The sequence below is a fragment of the Stenotrophomonas sp. PE591 genome (assembly GCF_018320795.1).
Classification (GTDB): domain Bacteria; phylum Pseudomonadota; class Gammaproteobacteria; order Xanthomonadales; family Xanthomonadaceae; genus Stenotrophomonas; species Stenotrophomonas maltophilia.
On the sequence record NZ_JAAOKO010000005.1, the window covers coordinates 51,320 to 73,990 of the forward strand.

21 protein-coding genes are annotated in these 22,671 nt (G+C 67.9%); 3 read left to right on the forward strand and 18 right to left on the reverse strand.

The genetic code is table 11. The features are described from left to right. Positions 1–64: 64 nt before the first annotated feature. The 9 genes from ntrC to glnA form a co-directional block, all read right to left on the reverse strand. A complete protein-coding gene (ntrC, locus tag JLDANKMP_RS13995; protein WP_212561443.1) occupies positions 65–1,513 on the reverse strand; it encodes a nitrogen regulation protein NR(I) in 1,449 nt (482 codons plus the stop codon). Beyond that, the gene (locus JLDANKMP_RS14000; RefSeq protein ID WP_049459769.1) at positions 1,506–2,567 is read right to left on the reverse strand and encodes an ATP-binding protein; all 1,062 of its coding nucleotides are present in this window, start codon (positions 2,565–2,567) and stop codon (positions 1,506–1,508) included. The genes ntrC and JLDANKMP_RS14000 overlap by 8 nt, the downstream gene beginning before the upstream one ends. Before the next feature lie 114 nt (positions 2,568–2,681). After that, positions 2,682–4,727 (reverse strand): TonB-dependent receptor, encoded by a 2,046-nt coding sequence (locus JLDANKMP_RS14005; protein WP_212561444.1) that lies wholly within the window; start codon positions 4,725–4,727, stop codon positions 2,682–2,684. 103 nt (positions 4,728–4,830) lie between these two features. Further along, complete coding sequence (locus JLDANKMP_RS14010) at positions 4,831–5,145, reverse strand: hypothetical protein (protein ID WP_212561445.1); 315 nt, start codon at positions 5,143–5,145, stop codon at positions 4,831–4,833. 108 nt (positions 5,146–5,253) lie between these two features. Next, positions 5,254–6,420, reverse strand: a complete 1,167-nt coding sequence (locus tag JLDANKMP_RS14015) for an MltA domain-containing protein (RefSeq protein WP_212561446.1) — start codon at positions 6,418–6,420, stop codon at positions 5,254–5,256. Positions 6,421–6,487: 67 nt separating this feature from the next. Beyond that, positions 6,488–7,234, reverse strand: coding sequence for an N-acetylmuramoyl-L-alanine amidase (locus JLDANKMP_RS14020; protein ID WP_150359391.1), 747 nt, complete (start codon positions 7,232–7,234; stop codon positions 6,488–6,490). A gap of 221 nt (positions 7,235–7,455) precedes the next feature. After that, entirely contained in the window at positions 7,456–8,886 is a 1,431-nt protein-coding gene (gene amt / locus JLDANKMP_RS14025; RefSeq protein WP_212561447.1) for an ammonium transporter, read from the reverse strand. A gap of 21 nt (positions 8,887–8,907) precedes the next feature. Then, entirely contained in the window at positions 8,908–9,246 is a 339-nt protein-coding gene (locus tag JLDANKMP_RS14030; protein ID WP_004134334.1) for a P-II family nitrogen regulator, read from the reverse strand. A 323-nt stretch (positions 9,247–9,569) separates the two neighbouring features. Next, positions 9,570–10,979 (reverse strand): type I glutamate--ammonia ligase, encoded by a 1,410-nt coding sequence (glnA, locus tag JLDANKMP_RS14035; RefSeq protein WP_005407550.1) that lies wholly within the window; start codon positions 10,977–10,979, stop codon positions 9,570–9,572. Positions 10,980–11,202: 223 nt separating this feature from the next. On the opposite strand from glnA, the gene JLDANKMP_RS14040 reads away from it, so the two are divergent. From JLDANKMP_RS14040 to JLDANKMP_RS14050, 3 genes are all read left to right on the forward strand, one after another. After that, entirely contained in the window at positions 11,203–11,997 is a 795-nt protein-coding gene (locus JLDANKMP_RS14040) for an undecaprenyl-diphosphate phosphatase (RefSeq protein WP_012478726.1), read from the forward strand. A 73-nt stretch (positions 11,998–12,070) separates the two neighbouring features. After that, a complete protein-coding gene (locus tag JLDANKMP_RS14045) occupies positions 12,071–12,898 on the forward strand; it encodes an META and DUF4377 domain-containing protein (RefSeq protein ID WP_043034916.1) in 828 nt (275 codons plus the stop codon). Between the two features lie 142 nt (positions 12,899–13,040). After that, positions 13,041–13,508: an META domain-containing protein gene (locus JLDANKMP_RS14050; RefSeq protein ID WP_088430978.1), complete on the forward strand. Its 468-nt coding sequence runs from the start codon at positions 13,041–13,043 to the stop codon at positions 13,506–13,508. Between the two features lie 85 nt (positions 13,509–13,593). Here JLDANKMP_RS14050 and JLDANKMP_RS14055 read toward each other — a convergent pair whose 3' ends face one another. The 9 genes from JLDANKMP_RS14055 to JLDANKMP_RS14095 form a co-directional block, all read right to left on the reverse strand. Then, positions 13,594–14,205: a YbhB/YbcL family Raf kinase inhibitor-like protein gene (locus tag JLDANKMP_RS14055; RefSeq protein ID WP_212561448.1), complete on the reverse strand. Its 612-nt coding sequence runs from the start codon at positions 14,203–14,205 to the stop codon at positions 13,594–13,596. A 10-nt stretch (positions 14,206–14,215) separates the two neighbouring features. Further along, on the reverse strand, positions 14,216–16,285 hold the full coding sequence (locus JLDANKMP_RS14060; RefSeq protein ID WP_012478722.1) for a tetratricopeptide repeat protein: 2,070 nt from the start codon (positions 16,283–16,285) through the stop codon (positions 14,216–14,218). Positions 16,286–16,341: 56 nt separating this feature from the next. Beyond that, positions 16,342–17,331, reverse strand: coding sequence for an alpha/beta fold hydrolase (locus JLDANKMP_RS14065; protein WP_024956257.1), 990 nt, complete (start codon positions 17,329–17,331; stop codon positions 16,342–16,344). Positions 17,332–17,383: 52 nt separating this feature from the next. After that, positions 17,384–18,175 (reverse strand): lysophospholipid acyltransferase family protein, encoded by a 792-nt coding sequence (locus tag JLDANKMP_RS14070; protein WP_024956258.1) that lies wholly within the window; start codon positions 18,173–18,175, stop codon positions 17,384–17,386. A 120-nt stretch (positions 18,176–18,295) separates the two neighbouring features. Further along, positions 18,296–18,730: a hotdog fold thioesterase gene (locus tag JLDANKMP_RS14075; RefSeq protein WP_005407542.1), complete on the reverse strand. Its 435-nt coding sequence runs from the start codon at positions 18,728–18,730 to the stop codon at positions 18,296–18,298. Between the two features lie 10 nt (positions 18,731–18,740). After that, on the reverse strand, positions 18,741–20,789 hold the full coding sequence (locus tag JLDANKMP_RS14080) for a phospholipase D family protein (RefSeq protein ID WP_212561449.1): 2,049 nt from the start codon (positions 20,787–20,789) through the stop codon (positions 18,741–18,743). Further along, positions 20,786–21,403 (reverse strand): YceI family protein, encoded by a 618-nt coding sequence (locus tag JLDANKMP_RS14085; RefSeq protein ID WP_005407540.1) that lies wholly within the window; start codon positions 21,401–21,403, stop codon positions 20,786–20,788. The genes JLDANKMP_RS14080 and JLDANKMP_RS14085 overlap by 4 nt, the downstream gene beginning before the upstream one ends. Positions 21,404–21,407: 4 nt before the next feature. After that, positions 21,408–21,884 (reverse strand): histidine phosphatase family protein, encoded by a 477-nt coding sequence (locus tag JLDANKMP_RS14090; RefSeq protein WP_005407539.1) that lies wholly within the window; start codon positions 21,882–21,884, stop codon positions 21,408–21,410. 49 nt (positions 21,885–21,933) lie between these two features. Continuing rightward, positions 21,934–22,563: a ParA family protein gene (locus tag JLDANKMP_RS14095; RefSeq protein ID WP_005407538.1), complete on the reverse strand. Its 630-nt coding sequence runs from the start codon at positions 22,561–22,563 to the stop codon at positions 21,934–21,936. Between the last annotated feature and the right edge of the window lie 108 nt (positions 22,564–22,671).

Sequence of the window (22,671 nt, forward strand, 5' to 3'; positions counted from 1 at the left end):
TTGCATCGTCCATGAACGATCAACAGTTCGGCAAGCGGGCGCGAGGATCGCGTGCAGGGGCCGTTCAATGGCCCCCGCGGCGGCGTCCGGCGCCCAGCTTGCGGGTAAGGGTATTGCGGCCAAGGCCCAGGCGGGCCGCGGCTTCGGCACGGCGGCCGTGGGTGATCTGCAGCGCGGCCTCCAGCAGGGCATGGTCGACCCGCTCGCGCACCTGCGCGTGCAGCCCTTCCACGCCTTCGGCCAGCTGACGGCGTGCCCATTCGGCCAGCAGCGCTTCCCACTGCCCCGGATCGGCGATGGTGGTGCTGCTGCGACGACCGCGCGTACGGTTGAGCGCGGTATCGACGTCGGCCACGCCGATGGTGTCGGCGGCCGCCAACGCCGCCATCCGCCAGCACACGTTTTCCAGTTCGCGCACGTTGCCCGGCCAGTCGTGTTCGCGCAGCGCCTGCAGTGCGGCCGCGGTCAGCCGCTTCGGCGGCGTATCCAGCTTGCGCGCGGCGGCGGCCAGGAACGTACTGGCCAGCTGTGCGATGTCCTCGCGGCGCTCGCGCAGCGGTGGCAGCTGCAGGCGCACCACGTCGAGGCGGTGCAGCAGGTCGGCGCGGAACTTTCCTTGTGCAACCAGCCCTTCCAGGTCCTGGTGGGTGGCGGCGACCACGCGCACGTCGACGCGGATCAGTTCACGGCCACCGACGCGGAAGAACTCGCCCTGCGCCAGCACGCGCAGCAGCCGGGTCTGCAACGGCAGCGGCATGTCGCCGATCTCATCCAGGAACAGCGTGCCGCCATCGGCCTGCTCGAAGCGGCCGATATGGCGGCGCTGCGCGCCGGTGAAGGCGCCGGCTTCGTGGCCGAACAACTCGCTTTCCAGCAGCTCGGACGGGATTGCAGCGGTATTGAGCGCGACGAAGGGCCCCTGCGCGCGCGGTGATTCGCGATGCAGCGCATTGGCCACCAGCTCCTTGCCGGTGCCGGTCTCGCCGGTGATCAGCACCGCCAGCGGTGCCTGCGCCAGGCGACCGATGGCGCGGAACAGCGCGCGCATCGGCGGGGTATCGCCCACCAGTTGCGGCGGTTGGTCGCTATGCGCTTCGGCCGCAGGTGTGGCCGCGGCCAATGCCGGTGCGACGGCCGGCAGCACCCGTTGCGCCAGTGCCACCGCATCGTCCAGATCGAACGGCTTGGACAGGAATTCATGCGCGCCACCGCGGAACGCGCCGGCCGTGCTGGCTACATCGGTATAGGCCGACATCACCACCACCGGCAGCTGCGGCAGCGCGGCCTTGAGCTTGTCCAGCAGCACCAGGCCATCGTCGCCGGGCATGCGAACATCGGTGAACAGCAGCGCCGGTGGCGGGCCTTCGCTCAACGCCTGCAGGGCGGGTGCGGCGCTGTCGAAATCGACGACCTGGTAGCCCGCCTCGCGTAGCGCGGTGCACAGCACGAAGCGCACGGCCCGATCGTCATCGACCACCCAGATGCACTGCGGGGACGAAGAGGACTCAGACATCGCGCGGGGCCTCCTCGGCCGGGGCAGCGCCGCTGACGATCGGCAGCAGCAGAGTGAACACGGTATGGCCCGGGCGCGAGCGGTAGGTCAGCGTGCCGCGATGCTCGCGCGCCACCTGCTGGGCCAGCGCCAGGCCCAGGCCAGTGCCTTCGGCGCGGCCACTGACCAAGGGCAGGAACAGGTGTTCAGCCAGTTCCTCGGGAACGCCACGGCCGTCGTCGGCGATTTCCAGGCGCAACGCCAGCGTGTGCAGCTGCTCGGCAATGCGCACGCCATGCTCCACGCGGGTACGCAGGGTGATGTTGCCGGCGCCGGCCTGGATCGCGTTGCGCACCAGGTTCCAGACCGCCTGGGTGAGGCGGTCGGCGTCACCATGGAATTCGGGAATGCTGGGGTCGTAGTCGCGCTGCAGGCGCACCGCCCAGCCGGCTTCGCTCTCGGCCAGGCGCAGCACGCGCTCCAGCGCGGCATGGATGTTCAGTTCGGCGTGGGGCGCCGCCGGGGCCGGCGACAGCAGCTGGTCGAGCAGGCCGTTGAGGCGCTCGATCTCCGAGCCGATCAGTTCGATCAGCTCACGTTCGCTGGCGTCGCGCTGCGCCGCGCGGCGGGCCAGCAGCTGGGCCGCGCCCTTCAGCCCGGCCAGCGGGTTGCGCAGCTCGTGGGCCAGCCCCTTCAGCGCCGCGCTGAGCGCGCTGGGCAGCGCCTGGGTGGGATCGAGTCCTGGGAACTCATCGACCGGATGCGCCTCCAGCAACCAGCCGCCATCGTCGCGGCGGCTCATCCAGCCCTCGGCGAAGCGCGGCGCCTCGCCGGGCACCGCCAGCGCCAGCCGGTTCAAGCGCAGGCTGTCGCGCTCATCGCGGGCCAGGAAATGGGCCAGGGCTTCGCCCTGCACTTCCAGTGCGGCCAGCGGCCGACCCAGCAGGCGCCGGACGCTGACGCCCAGCCAGCGGGCGAAGGCCGGATTGCAGCCGGCAATGCAGCCATCGGCCCCGGCCCAGGCCAGCGGCGTGCCCAGGGCATCGAGGGACGGCGGGGGTGAGGGGTCGGACATTGCACCAATGTAGTGCAAAACGGGGGTTCGGGGTCGGATCCCTTTCCGTCAGGAAAGGGCTCTGACCCCCGCCGCAGGTCGAGCAAGCTCGACCACTACCGGATGCGTGGTCGGTTACAGCTTCATGTTCAGGCCGACGAACACGCTGCGGCCCGGGGCCGGCGAGAACATCGGGCGGGCGCTGTCCCAGAAGAAGCTGTCGTACCAGGCGTAGGCGTACTGGCGGCCGGTGACGTTCTTCAGCTGCAGGTCCACGCTGAAACGCGGGGTGAGCTGATAGGCCGCACTGAGGTCGAGCACGGCGAAGCCACCGAACTTGCCGGCCACGTTGCGTTCTTCCAGGTAGTAATCGCCCTGTGCACGCGCCTGCAGGCCCAGCCGCAGCGCATCAGCGGCGCGGTAATCCACACCCAGATTGCTGATATGGCGCGGGGTGGCAGCCACTTCGCGGCCCTGCAGGGAAATGCCGGCATCGCGGTCGTCGCGGGTGATCTTCGCTTCCTGGTAGGCGTGCGAGGCCCATACCGTCCAGTCGTCGCCCAGTTGCAGGCTCAGCTGCGCATCCACGCCGCGTCGGCGGGTCTTGCCCAGGGTGACCGTGGTGCCGGTGGCCGGCATGTTGGATACCTCGTTTTCCGCGTCCTGCTGCCACACCGCCAGGCGCGCCTGGGCGCCCTGGAACGGCTGGAACTTCAGGCCCAGCTCCATGCCGGTATTGGTGGACGGCTGCATCGGCGCCTGCCCCGGGGTGAGATAGGCCGGTGCGGTGGAGCCGGTCAGCACCTGGAAGGTGCGGCCCCAGTTGGCATAGACGTGGGTGGTCTGGCCCAAGCTGTGGATGACGCTCAGCTTGGGCTGACCGATGGTGCCGTAGTCCTGCAGGCGTCCGCGGACGCCGTTCATCAGGTGCGTGCTGCCACTGAAGCGATCGATACGATAGGCCGGCACGATCTTCCACGCCTCGGCGGGCCGGTAGATGGCCTGCACGTAGGCGCCCCAGTTGTCGAAGCTGTGGCGGTCGTCGTTCTGCACGCGCGCCGGCGGCTGGCTGTAATCGGTCGGTTCGGCGTAGGCGTAGCGCTCGCGGATATAGCCGTTGTCCTGCTGCTCGTAGTTCAGGCCGCCCTCGACAGTAAGCGCGGGGCTGGCCTGCCAGGTCAGCGTGCTGAGCAGGCCATGCTGCCGCTCGTCCCACACGCGGCGCTGGCGCGGCAGGTTGCCGGTGGGCAGGTTGCTGAAGGTCACGCGGCGGTCGTCTTCGTAGCGGTTGTAGTACAGCCGCGTGCCGAAGGTGAGTGCGTCGGACAGCTTCATATCCAGGTGCGCGGCAAGCTGGCGCATGTCGCGGTCATCACCGTCGTTGCCGTTGCGCAGCTCGCTGCCACGGCGCTGCGTGCGCAGTTCCTCGGCGGTCATGAAGCCCGGTTCGTCGGCCTCATGGTGGTAGGCGCGCGCCGTCAGGCCCACGCGCAGCCCTTCGTCCAGCATGCCGAAGAACCACTTGCCGCCCAGCGAGTACTTCCTGGAGGTGTCGTGGTCGCGATAACCATCGCTGGCCTGGGTGCCGACAAAGTAGTTCTGCGCGAAGCCATTGGCTTCGCGGCCAACCGCCAGCTGTGCATCACGGGTGTTGTAGCTGCCGTAGGCCAGGCGCGCATCGGTGTAGCTGCCACCCTGGCGCGTACCGAAGTTCACGTTGCCGCCGATGTTGTGCAGGCCATAGCGCGGATCGTTGGTACCGCGCACTACTTCGATGTAGCTGATGTCCAGCGGAAACAGCATGTCGATGAAGCGCTGGTTGCCGCTGTTGACGTTGCTGGGGATGCCATCGATCAGCGTCTTGATGGCATTGAGGTAGCCCTCGCCGTTGAAGGCGCGGAAGCTGACCTTGCCCGATTCGGCACCCTGCCGCGTTTCGGTGAGCTGGATGCCGGGCATCTGCCCCAGCAGCTCCCAGCTGTGCGAGACGTTGCGGTCTTCGATCTGGTCCGCGCCGAGCACGTCCACCGAAGTCAGCACCTGGTGCGCGCTGAGCTGGCCTTCGCCATGCTGGTGCACCTGCACCTTGCCGAGGGTGAGCGCGGCATCGGCGGACTGTGCGAAAGCTTCAGGGGCGAACGGAGCGGCCGCGAGGGCGGCCACAAGGGTGGGAGTCTTCATGGGAAGGGGCGGCTGCTGTGAAATGTAATCATATAACATTTCACATGCCCGCTTTTGCAGCGTCGAGCAAGGCTCGGCGCTACAAGGGTGGGAGCCGTGGGGATTACACCGGGTAGCCGGTGGCTTCCCGTGCCTTCTTCCAGGCGGCTTCGAATTCACGCGCGGAGATTTCGTCGTCCTCGTCGAAATCCAGGAACGACACCGGCTGGTCGGCCAGCAGGAAACGGTCATCGCTGTGGGCGTGCTCGTCGGCCCAGACCATCTTGGTGCCGTAGATTTCCACCTGGCGCACGATCTTCTCGCCACGGGCTTCCATCAGCACGTTGCCCTTGCCCAGGCCCGATTCGGCCCAGTGCTTGTAGTACTTCTTTGCGGCGGACTTCGCGCCGGATTCTGCGTTGTGCTTTGCGTAGGTCATTGCAGGGGTCCTGGCCGCAGGCGCGGCCGGAAAGTTCGGAATGGCGCCATTATCAGGCATCCGGGGTCAGAGCCCTTCCCTTTGGAAAGGGATCCGACCCCTGCTGCTTCAGTTCGGCAGGGGCACGCCCTTCGGCCACAGCATCCAGATATTGCCCTTCTGCTTCATGTCGCCGGCCAGCTTGCCGGCGGCATCGCCGCTGCCCCAGTAAAGGTCGGCGCGCACCTCACCGGCGATGGCGCCGCCGGTGTCCTGCGCGGCCACCGGGCGCACCACCGGGGTGCCGTCCGGGCGCGTGGTGGAGAGCCACAGCAGGCTGCCCAGCGGCACCACGCTGCGGTCCACCGCCACGCTGTAGCCGGCGGTGAGCGGCACGTTCAGTGAACCGCGCGGGCCTTCCGGGCTGTCCGGATTGCGCACGAAGAACACATAGCTGGGATTGCTGCGCAGCAGTTCCGGCACGCGCGCGGGATTGGCCCGGGCCCAGGCGCGGATCGCGTCCATGGTGACGTCTTCCTTCTTCAGCTGGCCCTGGTCCACCAGCCAGCGCCCGATGGCGCGGTAGGGGTGGCCGTTCTGCTCGGCGTAGGCCAGCCGCACCTGCTTGCCATCGGCCAGGCGCACCCGGCCGGAGCCCTGGATCTGCAGCAGCTGCAGGTCCATCGGGTCGGTCAGCCAGGCCAGCACCGGCGCCTTGGCGCCCTTGGCCGCGATGGTACCGGCGTCGTCGTAGGGCTTGAGCACCTTGCCTTCGACGCGACCGCGCAGGCGCTTGCCCTTCAGTTCCGGGTAGAGGCTGTCCAGCTGCACCACCACCAGATCATCCGGCGTGCCGTACACCGGCACCGTCGCCTTGGCGGTACGGGTGAGGCTGCCGGGGTAGATCGGTTCGTAGTAGCCGGTAATCAGGCCATCGGCCTGGTGGCCGCCGGCGCGCAGCGCGTAGACCTCGAGGTCGCGCTGCAGGAACTGGCGGATCGCGGCCGGGTCCTTGTCCGCTACCGTCGCGGCGGTGGCACAGGGTTTGGCCCAGACCGCATCGTTCTTCAGGCGGGTGCAGCTGCTGCGCCAGGCAACGAAACCGGCCTGCAGATCGCTGTTTGAGACCGCTGGCAGGGCTTTCCAGTCGACCCTGGCGTAGGTGGCCGCCGGCGGTGAGGTCGGCGTGGGCGCTTCGGAACCCGTGCGGGGAGCGGTGGTGGCGCAACCGGCGAGCACCGCCGCTGCCAACAGGGTCCAGTGCTTGCGCTTGAAGAAGGTAGCGGAATCAATCATGCCGCCATGGTGGCGGGCCGGCCGCTGGGCGGCAACCCGGCGCGGGGCCAAGCGTTCATGCGCGGGGTCACGGCGTCTGCAGCAGCAGCGAATGCAGGATGCGCGCGTCTTCGGCATCCAGCGTCTTCGGCAGGTCGTCGCGGCCGCGGAAGCGGCGGTGGAAGGCGGCGACGGTGGCTTCGCGGTTGTCCAGTGGATAGCCGAAGCGGGCCAGCGCATTCCACGCGTCGAAGCCTTCCGGTGCCGCGCCGTCGGCGGCGCGCGGCCACACCCCGAAGCCGGCCTCGGCCAGCTGCTGCCAAGGGAAGAAGCGGCTCGGATCCTGCTTGCGCGTCGGCGCCAGGTCGGCATGGGCGATGACCTGACGCGGCGGGATGTTCAGGCGAGTGGTGAGATCGCGCAGCAGCAAGATCAATGATTCGATCTGCGCCTGGCTGAACGGGCTGCGGCCATCGTTGTCGAGCTCGATGCCGATCGAGGCCGAGTTGAGATCGGTGATGGTGCCCCAGCGCCCGGCACCGGCGTGCCATGCACGGCGCTCATCGGCGACCAGCTGGTAACGTCGGCCATCGGCGCCGATCAGGTAGTGCGCACTGACCGGCCCACCGCTGTTGGCGGTACGCAGCGTATGCAGGCTCTGCTGCACCGACTTCTGCTCGGTGTGGTGGATGACGATGATGACCGGCGTGCGCGCGTTCTGGTTGGGTGATGGCACCCAGGTGGCGAGCGGGTTGCGGGTTTCCTGCGGCGCGGAGGCACAGGCAGCCAGCAGCAGGCAGGCCGAGAGCATCAGGACAGTGCGGATCAGGTGCATGGCCTGATTGTGCGCGATCAGGCGCGATGATGCATGTCACAAGGAAGATTCGGTAGGTCCACGCCAGGCGTGGATGCGCCACTCCGGCTGTGCCGACCAACGGTCGGCACCCACCAGAGCAGACCCAGACCCCGTGCCAAGCAAGCTTGGCACCTACCAGAACGAGGACAGTGGAAGTGCCGACCAACGGTCGGCACCCACCCCGTCCATGCACCGCTACTTCAGGCCTCGTAGGCGGATTCGCCGTGCGAAGTCACATCCAGGCCGGTGCGTTCGGCCTCTTCGGTCACGCGCAGGCCGACCACGACCTTGACCACCAGCAAAATGACCGCGGTCACCACCGCCGACCACACCACGGTGAGGCCGACGCTGACCACCTGCACCCAGACCTGGTGCGCGACATCCAGATCCGCCTTGGTACCACCCAGCGACTGTGCACTGAACACACCGGTAAGGATCGCGCCGACGATGCCGCCGACACCATGCACACCGAACACGTCGGCGGTGTCGTCCACTTTCAGCAGGCGCTTGAGGCCCGTGACGCCCCAGACGCAGACCACCCCGGCCACGAAACCAATCACGATCGCGCCGAGCGGACCGACGGTACCGCAGGCCGGGGTGATGCCGACCAGGCCGGCCACCGCACCCGAAGCAGCACCCAGTGCCGATGGCTTGCCCTTGCTGATTGCTTCCACCAGCGTCCAGCCGAGCACCGCTGCGGCGGTGGCCAGCACGGTATTGAGGAAGGCCAGCGAAGCCACGGTGTCGGCGGCGGCGGCGGAACCGGCATTGAAGCCGAACCAGCCCACCCACAGCAGCATCGCGCCGATGTAGGTGAACGGCACGTTGTGCGGCTTCAGCGCGGTCTGGCCATAGCCCAGCCGCTTGCCGACGAACCACGCGGCGACCAGGCCGGCGACGCCCGCATTGATGTGGACCACGGTACCGCCGGCGAAATCGATCGCGCCCAGCTCACCCAGGTAGCCGCCACCCCAGACGATATGTGCCATCGGGATGTAGCTGAGGGTGAACCACAGCGCCGAGAACAGCAGCACCGCGCGGAACTTGATGCGCTCGGCGAAGGCACCGACGATCAGCGCGGTGGTGATACCGGCAAAGGTCGACTGGAACGCGACGAACAGATAGTCCGGCAGGCCCTTGATCGGTGTGTTGCCGACCGACTCGGGGGTGAAGCCCTTGAGGAAGGCGAACTCGGTGAACGACCCGAAGAAGGGATTGCCCGCGCTGAACACCGCGCTGTAGCCGTAGGCCACCCACAGCAGCAGCACCAGCGAGAACACCACCAGGATCTGGCTGAGCACCGACAGCACGTTCTTCGAACGCACCAGGCCGCCGTAGAACAGGGCCAGGCCCGGCACGACCATCAGCAGCACCAGCAGGGTGGAGGTGAGCATCCAGGCCACGTCGCCATGATCATAGGCGGCGGCCGCTTCGGCCACGGCCGGCGCAGCGGCGGCCGCTGCAGGGTCCTGCAGCGGCTCAACGGCCACGCTTTCGCTCGGCAGCGGCGACACCTGCGCCTGGGCGTGGGCATTGCCCGGCCAGGCACCCGCGGCCAGCGCGCTGAGCAGCATCAACAGGCACACGATATGGAACCGGGCTTGCCACCCGGTGAGAAGGCGCATCTTCATGGGGGAGTCTCCGGAAGGGGGTTACAGCGCGTCGGCACCGATTTCGCCGGTGCGGATGCGGATGACCTGTTCGACGGCGGTGACGAAGATCTTGCCGTCACCGATCTTGCCGGTGCCTGCCGACGATTGGATCGCTTCGATCACCGCATCGGCACGCTCGTCGGTGACTACGGTTTCGATCTTGATCTTGGGCAGGAAATCGACGACGTACTCGGCGCCGCGATACAGCTCGGTGTGGCCCTTCTGGCGGCCGAAGCCTTTCACTTCGGTCACGGTAATGCCCGACACGCCTGCGTCGGACAAGGCCTCGCGGACCTCGTCGAGCTTGAACGGCCGGATGATGGCGGAGATCAGTTTCATGCGCATGTCCCGATGGTGGATGGGGCCAGCGCGCCAGCGCGCGTTGGCATCAGGCAACCACGGGTCATCAGGATGATGACCGTGGCTGTTGCACCGGACACGTACAGGGCCGGGACGGCCGTGCCTCTCTCCTTGCACGACCGACGCGGGAGGGAGGGCGGCCCTGGTCGCGTATCCGGTCTCTCTCTTGCCCCTGGATCAGGGGTCAGAGCCCATTCGTAAACGAACGGGATCCGACCCCGATCTGACCGCGGCTCCCCAGCCGCGAAAACGGAAGCGATGGTGGCGGGTGGGAGGGGGAAGCCCACCGCCATCGCATCCGGTCAGCTGGCGTAGTACAGCTGGTATTCCAGCGGGTGGGTGGCCGCGCGGAACTTGGTCACTTCCTGCATCTTCAGCGCGATGTAGCCGTCGATGAAGTCATCGCTCATCACGCCACCGGCCTTCAGGAACTCGCGGTCCTTGTCCAGCGCTTCCAGCGCCTGGTCCAGCGAGGAGCAGACCTGCGGGATCAGCTTCTCTTCTTCCGGCGGCAGGTCATACAGGTCCTTGTCGCTCGGTGCGCCCGGGTCGATCTGGTTCTTGATGCCGTCCAGGCCGGCCATCATCAGCGCGGTGAAGGTCAGGTAGCCCGACTGGATCGGATCCGGGAAGCGCATTTCAATGCGGCGCGCCTTCGGGTTGGACACCCACGGAATGCGGCACGAGGCCGAACGGTTGCGGGCCGAGTAGGCCAGCATCACCGGCGCTTCGAAGCCCGGCACCAGGCGCTTGTAGCTGTTGGTGCCCGAGTTGGCGAAGGCATTGATGGCCTTGGCGTGCTTGAAGATGCCGCCGATGTACCACAGCGCCAGCTGGCTCAGGCCGCCGTAGCCGTCACCGGAGAACAGGTTGGTGCCGCCCTTGGACAGCGACTGGTGCACGTGCATGCCGCTGCCGTTGTCGCCGACGATCGGCTTGGGCATGAAGGTGACGGTCTTGCCGTTGCGGTGCGCGACGTTCTTGATCACGTACTTCATGCGCAGCAGTTCGTCGGCCTTCTGCACCAGGGTGCTGAACTTGGTGCCGATCTCGCACTGGCCGGCGGTGGCCACTTCGTGGTGCTGCACTTCCACTTCGATGCCGACCTGTTCCAGGGTCTTGCACATCTCGGCGCGCAGGTCGTGCAGGGTGTCGGTCGGCGGAACCGGGAAATAGCCACCCTTCACGCCCGGACGGTAACCGCTGTTGGCGCCGTCGTACTTGGCGCCGCTGTTCCAGGCGGCTTCTTCGGAATCGACCTTGAAGAAAGTGTTGCCCATTTCATTGGCGAAACGGACCGAGTCGAAGATGAAGAATTCCGGCTCCGGGCCGAAGAACGCGGTTTCGGCAATGCCGGAGGACTTCAGGTAGGCCTCGGCGCGCTTGGCGATGCCGCGCGGGCAACGGCCATACGGCTGCATGGTGGCCGGGTCGAGGATGTCGCAGCTGATCACGATGGTCGGATCGGCGTAGAACGGGTCGACGTAGGCGCTGGCGGTATCCGGCAGCAGCACCATGTCCGACTCGTTGATGCCCTTCCAGCCGGCGATCGAGCTGCCGTCGAACATCTTGCCTTCTTCGAACAGCGACGGTTCGACAATGCTGACCGGGAAGGTGACGTGCTGCTCGACGCCACGCATATCCACGAAACGCAGATCGACGAACTCGATCTGGTTGTCCTTGATCAGCTTCTCAACGTTTTCCACGGACATCGGTACGACCTCGGATGGGGATGAATGCCTGCTGAGGTACAGCAACGACCGTGCCAACTTTTCGCTGGCCGCAAGTCATTGATTTCAAAAAGGGCGCTCCGTGGCGGTGCAGAACGGTGCGCACCAAACGGGTGCACCCGCCACCAGACGCACCCGTTTGGTGCGGCAGGGATCGTCTATCCTCTCGACCTTCTTCCTTCCGCCGCGCGTGCACGCACCGTCCATGTCCGACCTGCTCTCCGCCCTGCTGCTGGGCATCCTCGAAGGCTTGACCGAATTCCTGCCGATCTCCAGCACCGGCCACCTGCTCATCGCCCAGCACTGGCTGGGTGCCCGCTCGGACTTCTTCAACATCGTCATCCAGGCCGGCGCGATCGTGGCCGTGGTGCTGGTGTTCCGCCAGCGCCTGCTGCAGCTGGCCACCGGCTTCAACCAGCGCGGGAACCGTGAGTACGTGTTCAAGCTGGGCGCCGCCTTCCTGGTCACCGCCGTGGTCGGCCTGGTGGTGCGCAAGGCCGGCTGGTCGCTGCCGGAGACGGTCAGCCCGGTGGCCTGGGCATTGATCATCGGTGGTGTCTGGATGCTGCTGGTGGAGGCCTACACCGCGCGCCTGCCCGACCGCGACCAGGTGACCTGGACGGTGGCGATCGGCGTGGGCCTGGCACAGGTCGTGGCCGGCGTGTTCCCCGGCACCTCGCGCTCGGCCTCGGCGATCTTCCTGGCCATGCTGCTGGGCCTGAGCCGCCGCGCCGCCGCCGCCGAGTTCGTGTTCCTGGTCGGCATTCCCACCATGTTTGCCGCCAGCGCCTACACCTTCCTGGAAATGGCCAAGGCAGGGCAGCTGGGCAGCGAGGACTGGGCCGACGTGGGCGTGGCCTTCCTTGCCGCGGCCATCACCGGCTTCGTCGTAGTGAAGTGGCTGATGGGCTACATCAAGTCGCACAGGTTCACCGCCTTCGCGATCTACCGCATCGCACTGGGCGCGGCGCTGCTGCTGTGGTTGCCCTCCGGCAGCTGAACAGCGCCGGGGCATGGCAACCCCGTTGCCGGCCCCACCCCGTTTCCCCCACGGTTCCCCAAGGAGAATCACCATGAACCGCAAGCTCACCCTGCTCCTCCCGCTGGCCCTGATGGCCGCCTGCAGCCAGACCCCGGCCCCGGCCGGCACCGGCGGCGACGACGTGGCCCCGGCCGCGGCCAAGGCAGCAGACCAGCAGACGCTGGCGCACCTGGATGCGCAGCGCCTGCAGAGCCAGCACTGGCTGCTGCAGCAGGCCACCGGCGCCGACGGCAAGCGCATCGACGCGCTGTTCGCCCGCGAAGACAAGCCGGTCACCCTGGACTTCGCAGATGGCCGCCTGTCGGTCAGCAACACCTGCAACCGCATGGGCGGCGGCTACACCCTGGCCGACGGCAAGCTGACGGTCAGCGCGATGGCCTCGACCATGATGGCCTGCACCGACAAGGCGCTGATGGCGCTGGACGAGGCTGTGTCGAGCCGCCTGCAGGGCGAGCTGAAGGCCGAGCAGGATGCCGATGGCAAGCTGACGCTGACCAACGCCAAGGGCGACGTGCTGGTGTTCAACCCGGAACCGACCGCTGAAACCCGCTACGGCGGCGCCGGCGAAACCGTGTTCCTGGAAGTGGCTGCGAAGACCGAGAAGTGCTCGCACCCGCTGATCCCGGACTACCAGTGCCTGCAGGTGCGCGAAGTGAAGTTCGACGACAAGGGCCTGAAGCAGGGCGAGCCGGGCAAGTTCGAGAACTTCTACGGCAACATCGAGGGTTACACCCACGAAGACGGCGTGCGCAACGTGGTGCGCGTGAAGCGCTACGAGGTGAAGAACCCGCCGGCCGATGCGCCGTCGCAGGCGTACGTGCTGGACATGGTGGTCGAGTCGGCCATCGAGAAGAAATAAAACGATGGAAGGGCGGCCGAGAGGCCGCCCTTCTTCATGGTCGGTAGTGCCGGCCGCTGGCCGGCTGCCCTGCGCGGCACTGCCAACACACGGATGCTGCCGGCCAGCGGCCGGCACTACCCGGATGCATCGGGAGATCGGCATGAAGCACGTCCCCGTCCTCATCATTGCTGCGCTGCTGGCCATGTCCGCGAATGTGGCCGCTGCCAGCACGCCCAGCACCGATCAGCTTGAAGCGCACCTGTGGCAACTGGTGCGTGCCACCAACGCGCAAGGAAAGCGCATCGACGCGTTGTTCGTCCGCGGTCGCGCGCCCTACACACTGCGCTTCCAGTCCGGTTTCATGAGCGAGTTGAACCTGTGCAACCACGTCAGCAACGAGTACCGGCTGCAGGGCAACCTGCTGATCCTGCGCAACAGCGTGCAGACCACAGCGCTATGCGTCGATCAGAGACTGCCCACGCAGCAGAAGCTCGCCGGAAAGCTGATGCACGGCGAAGGCTCGGCACCGACGCTTGCGCTTGACGACTGCGGCGCGCTGGTGCTGCGCAACGCGAGAGGCGACACCGCAGTGTTCGAACCGGCGGCGCTGCAAGCGGATGGAAGGTAGAGCCGGCCGCTGGCCGGCATCTTCCCTGTGTTGCCGCCGTTGCCTGCGGCAGCCGGCCAGCGGCCGGCTCTACCCTGTGTGCTGCTCAGCCCAGCGCCGGGTTCAACGTGTAGGTGCCGTGCAGTGCGGCTTCGGCCAGCACGTGGCCGTGCATGGCGCGGTACGCATCGGCGGCGGTGAAGCGCTGCGGCAGGTCCAGCGACGCCACGTCCAGCGCGAATACGCGGAAGAAGTAGCGGTGCATGCGCTCGTCGTTGAACGGCGGATACGGGCCGTCATAGCCCAGGTAATCACCGGCCATGTCCGGGTTGCCCGCGAACCAGCCGGTGAAGTCGTTCAGGCCCTGGCGGCTGCCGGCCGGGCCGGCGGGTACGGGCTTGCCCTTCACCACGAAGCCGTCGCTGCAGCTGCCAGCGGCGATCTCCTGCACCGTGGCCGGGATATCGGCCATCACCCAGTGCACGAAATCGCAGCGCGGCTGGTCGCGCGGCACGCTCATGTCGCTGCGGCCAACCGTCTCCGGCACGGTCGGTACGTCCGGGTCCACGCATACCAGCAGGAACGAACGGGTGCCGGCCGGCGCCCCGCTCCAGGCCAGGTGCGGGTTGCGGTCCGGGGCGAAACCGTTGGCGTCGCCCGCGGCGAACTCACGATCGATCGGTGCGCCGTTGGTCAGGCTGTGGCTGGTCAACTGCATCGGACTCTCCTCACTCTTCCGGGTAACCCAGGCGCACCGCAACCGGGGTGAGCTGGGCGAAGGCGGCGCTCATCACGTCGCGGTAGTTGCGCCAGTGGCCGGCCGGCAGGCGCGGGGCTCCCAGCTGTGCCGCCGGCGGCATCGGCCGCTCGAACAGGCGGCCCAGCAGTTCGGCCATCGCCTGCGGATCGTTGCCGATCTGGTCGATGCGCAGCAGCACGTGCGGGTACAGGTCGTCCTCATGCAGCGTGGCGATCTGGGTCAGCGCGCGGGTCAGCCATTCACTGGCTTCGGCCAGCGACGTCATCGCCAGCGGCGCGGCGGCACCGTAGGCCACCCAGTCCAGCAGCATGTCGCGCGGGTCGCGCAGCACCAGCACCAGGCGGCCCTGCGGCAGCTGCGGGCGCAGCGCCCACAGCAGGGCGTTGTCCCACCACAGCAGCCAGTCGATCACGGTGTCGCTCTGCAGGCCACGTGCCGGCAGCTGTTCACGCCAGCGCTGCACCAGCCGCTCCGGCGTCAGCACGCCTGAGGCCAGGTCCTGCAGCGTGTTGTAGTTCTGGAACGCATCATCGGGCGGCGTGTTGGTGTAGCGGTCGCTGCGCAGCACCGGGCTGGCAGCAGCCAGGCCGGTCGCCACCCGCTCAACGCCCGAACCCGGCGGGCCCCAGAGGAAGATCGGCGCGGAGCTGGCATCGCCGTCGATGCTGCCCTTGTCCGGCCAGCTCGGCGGGGACTTGGCCTGTGGCGGCAGTGGCAAGCGCTGCGGCGCCTGGTCAGCCTGCAGCGACAGCCAGGTGCGCAGGGCGTCCTGCGGCTGCCCGGCGCGGTCCTGGATCTCGCCCATCCACGTCCGCAGGTCGGCGCGATGCTCTTCCGGCGCCAGCTCGATCAGCGCCTGCACGCGGGCCACGGCGGCGGCGGGATCGCGCTGCAGCAGGCCTTCGACCAGCCGGGTCTCGCCGCTGACGCGGCCCGGTTCCAGGCTGACGATGCGTTCGGCGATCGCTTCGGCCTGAGCATGTTCGCCGGCCATGTCATGCAGGCGCAGGCGCGCCTCCAGGGCCGGCAGATGCGCGGGCATCGCCGCCATCCAGCGCTCGACCGCGGTCACGGCGCTTTCGCTGCCCACCTGCTCGATGGCCAGGCGTGCCAGCCACACATCGTGCAGCTGGTCATCGGTATCCAGTACCGCATCCAGGCGCGCACGTGCTTCATCCTCGCGCCCCAGGCGCTGCCATGACATCAGCAGCAGCTGCAGCACCTGGCGGTCTTCCGGCTGCGTCTCCAGCAGCGGCAGCAGGTAGTCCAGGGCCTGCAGCGGCTGGCCATTGCGCAGCGACAGTTCACCCGCCAGGCGTCGCATCGACGGTACGTCCATCTCCGGCTGCTGCAGGGCCACCTGCATCGCTTCGGCGGCGGCCGGTACGTTGCCCTGGCGCAGTGCCAGCTGCACCACCAGCCCATGCAGCGAGGACAGCGACGGATTGAGTTCCAGCACGCGGCGGAACGACTGCTCTGCAAACGCCAGCATGTCCTTGCCCAGGTAGGCAAAGCCCAGTGCGTACAGCACGCGGGTATCGTCCGGCAGTGCCTTGCTGGCAGCCGACAGCAGCGCCAGTGCACGGTCGGCGTCACCGCGGCGCAGTGCAACCATGCCGTCGATGGTCAGCAGTTCCGGATGGTCCGGCTCCACGCGCGCGGCCAGGGTGGAGATGCGCTGCGCTTCGTCGAAGTCATTGCGGCCGATTGCCAGGTGCGCCTGCATCAGATAGGCGGAGAACGAGTTCGGATCGAGGCCGGTGGTGCGCACCAGTGCTTCGTCGGCACCCTCGAACTGGCGCAGTGCCAGCAGCAGGCCGGCATGCTGCAGGTGCAGCTGGGCGTCGTCCGGGGCCAGCCGCAGCGCCTGCTGCAGGGCCTCCATCGCCTCCTCGGCGTTGCCCTGCTGCTGCAGCGCAAGCGCCAGCCAGCGGTGGGCGTTGGCCTGGCCGGGTTCGTCACGGGTCCACGCCTGGGCCAGCTGCACGGCCTGGTCGGCCTGGTTCTGGCGCAACGCTTGGATGATCTGGTCTTGCATGGCAGTCCGGTTCAAGTGCAAAGCCGCATTGTAGCGGGCTGCGCGCTGTCGCCGGTTCAGGCCTGCAGGACCCGCTGCAGGCGCTGGGCGACCCAGCGCTCGGAGAAGCCGTCGCCGCGCCAGTTTTCGATGAACCCGCAGTGGCCGCCCCAGCAGGCGGTTTCCAGGCGCGCCTGGCCCGGCAGCTGCCAGTTGCTGAAGGTCGCGTACGGAATCACCGGGTCATCCTGCGCCATCAGGATGTCGGCCGGTACCTGCAGGGACGACAGGCGGTCGCCGGCGATCGAGTAGCCGTCGAAATAGGCCTGCAGCGAACCGAAGCTGGTGTGGCGCTCGACCAGCCAGGCGGTCAGCGCGCGGATGTCCAGCTTCAACACGCGGTCGTCGCAGTCGCTCAGCTCGGGGAACAGATCGCGCTTGCGGCGCAGCGAGCCGGCCCATTTGCGGCGGAAGTACCAGTCGTACATCGCCGGGCCGTTCTCGATGCTCTCCATCGTCAGCGCCGGGTCCAGCACCGGGCACACCGAGGCGACGCGCAGCAGCGGCACGCCGGCCGCCGGTGCGCGCAGGGCCAGGCGCAGCACGAAGTTGCCACCCAGCGAATAACCGGCGGCCACCAGCGGCAGCTGCGGCCAGCGCTGGGCGATATCGCCCGCGGCGTGCACCACTTCATCGATGAGATTGGAGTGGAAGATGCCGGGGTTCAGGTGATGGGTGTTGCCGTGGTCGCGGAAGTTCAGCCGCACCACGTCGAAGCCCTGCTCGATCATGCGCGCGGCGGCCATGCGCATGTAGCTGGATTCGGCACTGCCTTCCCAGCCATGCAGCAGCAGCGCGATGCCCTTGGGCTCGCGGCCTTCGACATGGCTGTGCCAGCCCTGCAGGCGCACGCCATCACCACCATCGAGGATCAGCTCTTCGCTGACCGCACCGGTGGCCGCCAGCAGCAGCAGGCCGCGCTGCAGGCGCATGCGGCTGGAGCTGAGCATCGACTGCAGGTGCGGATTGCGCAGCCAGCGCGGTGGCTGATAGTCAGCCGCATGCAGCGTCGGCGTACCGGCGTCCAGGACAGGTGGCGGGATCAGGGCCACCGCAGCCTCACCCGGCGCTCATGGCCGCCACGATGCGCGCGCGCGAGGTTTCCGCGATGCGCCGACGGCCTTCCAGGTCCTGTGCACCGATCGGCGCCAGGAAGTGCACTTCCGCACGTCGCGCCGGCTCGCCGAGCAGGCGCAGGAAATTGGCAAAGAAGCTCTCGTTCGGACCGAACGCGACGATGGTCTGCGCGTCGCCCTTTGCCCCGTACACCAGGGCCACCGGCTGCACCGGCACGCCGGTCTCGACCGCGGCCTGGAAGATGCGGGCGTGGAACGGGCCCACTTCGTGACCGCCGCGGGTCCGCCCTTCCGGGAACACGCCCACGGCCTTGCCCTCGCGCAGGCGGTCGGCCATCACCTGCATCACGCCACCGAGCGATTCGGTGTTGCCACGCTGGTGGAAGATGGTCTGGCCGCGCGCGGCCAGCCAGCCCACCAGCGGCCAGCTGGCGATCTCGCGCTTGGCGACGAAGCCCATCATGCGCTGGCTGTGCAGGATGCAGATATCGACCCAGCTGACATGGTTGGCCACGAACAGCACGGCACCGGGCAGCGGCGCGCCGACCTGCACCAGGCGGAAGCCGAAGATCCACATCAGCCCGCCCTGCCACCAGTTGACCACCTTGGCGCCGAAGGTCGCCTCGCCCACGCGCAGTTCGCCCCACGGCGGAAGCATGCCGATCAGGATGAGCGGCAGGAACACGATGATGTGGACCAACAGCAGCGGTACGCGGTACAGGTAACGGCACACACGCGCCACGCCGCCACGGGGGGCCGGAGTGGGGGAAGTCATCCGCGCACGATACCGGAGGGCCGTCATCGCTGCCAGCCGATTTAGGCCATAACCGCCATCGACCGGGGCAATCGGCGGGGAACGCTGGGTTCCGCTGCCGTCAACGAGCCCCAGGGGGTCTCAGCCGTGACCGGCAGCCACCACCGCCAGGGTCAGCCGCGAGATGCATACCAGGCGGCCCTGCTCGTCCTCGATGCGGATCTCCCACAGCTGGGTGCTGCGGCCGACGTGCAGCGCGCGGGCGGTGCCGGTGACCGTGCCAGAGCGCACGGCACGCACGTGGTTGGCATTGATCTCCAGGCCCACGCAGACCTGCTTGCCGGTATCCACGCACAGGTTGCCGGCGCTGCTGCCCAGGGTCTCGGCCAGCACCACCGAGGCACCGCCGTGCAGGATGCCGTAGGGCTGGCGGGTGCGCTCATCCACCGGCATGGTGGCCTGCAGCCAGTCCTCGCCGGCGGCACTGAAGACGATGCCCAGGGATTCAATCGCCGTGTTGCGGCTGAGCGCGTTGAGCTGCTCGATGGAAACGGCTTCGCGGAACACCTGGGCCATGCGGGTACCTTCAGAGGATGGGAACGAGACCGGCGCCGAATGCGGTCAGCATGCGCACCAGCAGCCACTTCGGGCCGACGTTGACTTCGGGGAAGTCGCCGACGGCGGCGTAGCAGCGATGGAAATCAGGATCCTGCCGCGGCAGCGGCTGCGGGCACTCCGGGCCGGGCTTGAACTCGTAGTCGGTGGCGTAGCGCCAGGGCCAGAAATCAAGGATGGGCAGCGCTTCGGAGGCCTTGCCGACGCTGTAGTTCAGCCCTGACAGCACCGGTGGCTTGGCCCGTGGCGCCACCGTCCAGGAGTTCTGTGGGTGGGTGTCACGCAGGATGCTCTGCGCCAGTTCCTCGGCAAAAACCGGGTCGTCGATGATCACCGCGCCTTCGGTGTTGTAGTTCTCGCTGCGCGGATCGAAGTTGTGGGTGCCGACCACGCCGATGCGGCGGTCGACCACCAGCGACTTGGCGTGCAGGCCCATGCGCGCGCCCTTGCGGGTGACCGGCAACGGCTTGTTGACCGCCTTGCTGCCCAGGAACGACGGCCGCGTCTCGGTGCGCAGCAGGCGCGTTTCCACCTCGCTGCCGGCGGCGCGACGGCGTGCGCGTGCGTTGTCGTAGGCACCATCGCTGTGGCGATTCAACGGGCCCTGCCTGCTGCCGGCATCCGAACCACTACTGCTGCCACCGCGTGCGTTGCTGCCGGCAGCACTGCCACCGATCAGCGGATTGCGCCCGCCGTCGTCGTCGCCTCCCGGCGCGGCGATCGGGTCGGGCAGCAGGTTGCGGTAGTCGACCGGTGCATCCAGCGGGAACGGCTTGTACTCGAAGATGTTGAAGCCCAGTTCGCGCATGTTGCGCCGCTTGTACTTGTACGACAGCGCATACACGATCGGGTTGTCGGTGGCCGCCAGGCTGTTGCTGGACACCACCACGCGCGGTGGCTGCGGGCGCTTGCGCAGCTCGCGGAACAGTTTCTGCGCCGGCTTGGACAGCACCAGGTATGGCGTCTGCAGGATCACTTCCTTCTGCGCACCGGCAATGAGTGCATCCAGCTGCGGCTCGGTCACGTGCTGGCCGGCCAGCGGCGCGTCGGCCTTCTCGCGGCGATGCTTGCGCGGCAGGTCGGCCACATAGCGCACCGAGGCCACCGGTAGCGCGGTATCGACGAAGGAACGGGTGACGAACTCGGTGTCGTTGGCTTCGGCGCTGACCCGCTGTACCCGTTCCGGGCGCCGGAAGGTGGCCGGCGGCAGGGTCGGCACGCCCTCGCGCAGCAACGTACGGCCCACGTCGTTGAGGCGCTCGGCCGGCACGCTGCGGTGTGCGCGCCAGAACGCGTCGAAGTTGGCCGCCATCGCACGTGCTTCCGGGCCGGCGATCAGTACATCGCGGTCGCGGAAGTTGTACTCGCGGTCCCAGTCGTAATAGTCGTCCTGGTAGTTGCGGCCACCGACCACGCCGATCGCATCGTCGATCACCAGCAGCTTGTTGTGCATGCGCTGGTTGAACCGGCGAAAGCAGCACAGCACGCTGCCGGCATAGTCGAAGTAGTTCAGCCGGGCCTTGCCGAAGGTCGGGTTGTAGACCCGCAGCTGGAAGTTCTGGTGGGCGCCGGACAGGGCGCCGAGGATCTGCAGGTCGGAGATCGCCGAGAGCTGGTCGATCAGCAGCCGCACCTTCACCCCGCGCCGAGATGCGGCCAGCAGTTCGTCGATGACCAGACGGGCGCTGTCGTCCTTGTCGAAGATGTAGGTCTGCAGGTCGATGCTGCGGGTGGCGCTGCGCAGCAGGTTCAGGCGTGCGACCAGGGCGCCCTCGCCCTCATCGAGCAGGGTGGCGTAGTGGCGCGGTCGTTCCGGGGTGGATTCGGTGAACGCCCGGCCGGCCAGCGCCCGCAGCGGCGAATCCTGTGCACAGCGGTCTGCACGCTGGCAGTCGACCACGGTCGAACGTGCCTGCACGGCAATTGCCTCGGCGCGGTCGCGCTCGGCATTCGACAGCGATGCACAACCGCTGCCCAGCAACACGGTTGCCAGCGCCAGTACACGCAGCAGGAAGTTCACGGTTTCGGCGCCTCGCTCAGGCGCGCACGCAATACGAAAGTCACTCGGTCACTCAAGGCAAGCTGCCAGCTGTCCATGCCATACCGGCCTCGCTGCACGGTACCGCGGCTGACGACGTCGCAATCATAGCCGGGTCGGGCGCACTCCGCCTTCTCGACCTTCAGTGTCTCGGGGTGGCTGATCCCGCGCAGGGTCAGCCGGCCGTTGATGTCGCCACCGCTCTCCACGGTTTCCGGCCAGTACGGCAGCGAGTCGAACTCGACCACCGGATGGCGGCCGGCATCGAAGAACTCCTCGCCGCGCATCCATCCGGTATAGCGCGCCTTGCCGGGGATCTCGACCGAGCGCGTGAACATCTTCAGGTGCACCTGGTGGCGGCCGTCGGAGAGGATCTCGATGCGCCCTTCGAAGTGCGGGAACAGGCCTTCGATACGCTGCCCGAAACGGGTGCGCACCTCGAAGCCGATCTGCGAACGCTGGGTATCCAGGCGCATTACCCGGTGCGCTTCGGCGACCACCGGTGGCAGGGTGGTCGGCGTGGGCACGGCCGCCCAGGCCGGGCCGAGTGCCAGCAGCGCGGGCAGCAGATAGCGGCTGCGCCGCGCCAGGCTCATCGGATCACGGCCACCAGAATGCGTTCAGGCTGGCCACGCCTGGCTCGATCGAGGCCTCGCGCGGGAAGCCGAGCACGGCGATGCCGGCCGGCGGCATGCCGCGGTAGTCGCTGCTGGTGCCCTCGGTCATCAACGCCACCAGCCGCTCCAGGCCCGGGTTGTGGCCGACGATCAGCACCCGGTCGAGATCACGGCGGTCGTCCACCAATGCCGCCAGGGTGCCGGGGGTGGCTTCGTAGATGCGGTCTTCCAGGCGCTTTTCCACGTAACCGATGGTGCCGAGCACGGCTTCCAGGGTTTCGCGGGTACGCCGCGCCGGTGAGCACAGCACGCAGTCCGGCAGCAGGTTGTTCTCCTTCAGCCACTTGCCGGCGGCTTCGGCTTCGGCGAGCCCCACCGGCGACAACGGCCGGTCGAGGTCGGCCTGGCCGGGGGTAGCCGGTTCGGCATGGGCATGGCGCAGCAGGATCAGTTCACGCATCGCGGGTTTCCATGAAGAAGAGGATGCAGCAGGAAGAGTGACGCAGGCATCAAAGCTTGAGCCAGGACAGCAGCGGCTCCCAGTCGGCCTGATGCTCCCGCACCTGGGCCGAGCGGTAGTCGAACAGGCTGCGGCCGAGGCCGGTCATGACCACGTAGCTCTGGCTGTCACGCAGCTGCGCGACCACCGGGTACGGCCATTCGGCCAGCATCTGCAACGCCTGCTGCGAGGTCTGGGTCCAGGGCTTGGTGCGGTTGAGGACCAGCCCCACCGGCAGCTTGCGGCTGTGCACCCGCGGGTTCTGGGCCAGGCTGTTGAGGAAGCCGACGATGGCTTCGATGTCGAGCGCCGAGGGCAGCACCGGCACCACCACCGCGTCGGCAGCGTCAAGGAAATGGGGGATATCGTCGGCCAATGCGCCCGCCGGTGCGTCGATGATGACGGTTTCGGTGCCATCGGGCAGCTTCTGCGCCCACTGCTTCTTCCGATACACATCAATGGGGAGCACCGCGCTTTCCAGCCCGGCCCGCCGTTGCGCCCAGCGGGTGCTGGAGCCCTGAGGGTCGGCGTCGGCGATCACCGTGGCCCTGCCCTGCAATGCCGCGTACGCGGCCAGGTGGGTGGCGACGGTGGTCTTGCCCACCCCGCCCTTGGAACCGGCCACCAGGATCGTCTTCATGCCAGCCTCGCTTCCGGGTACGTGCCCCGAGCGTACACCGGCGGTGGTGACGGGAGGTAGCACCGCGCTGAACCTGCGGCCATCCCTTTGCTATCGTGGCGCCCCCGA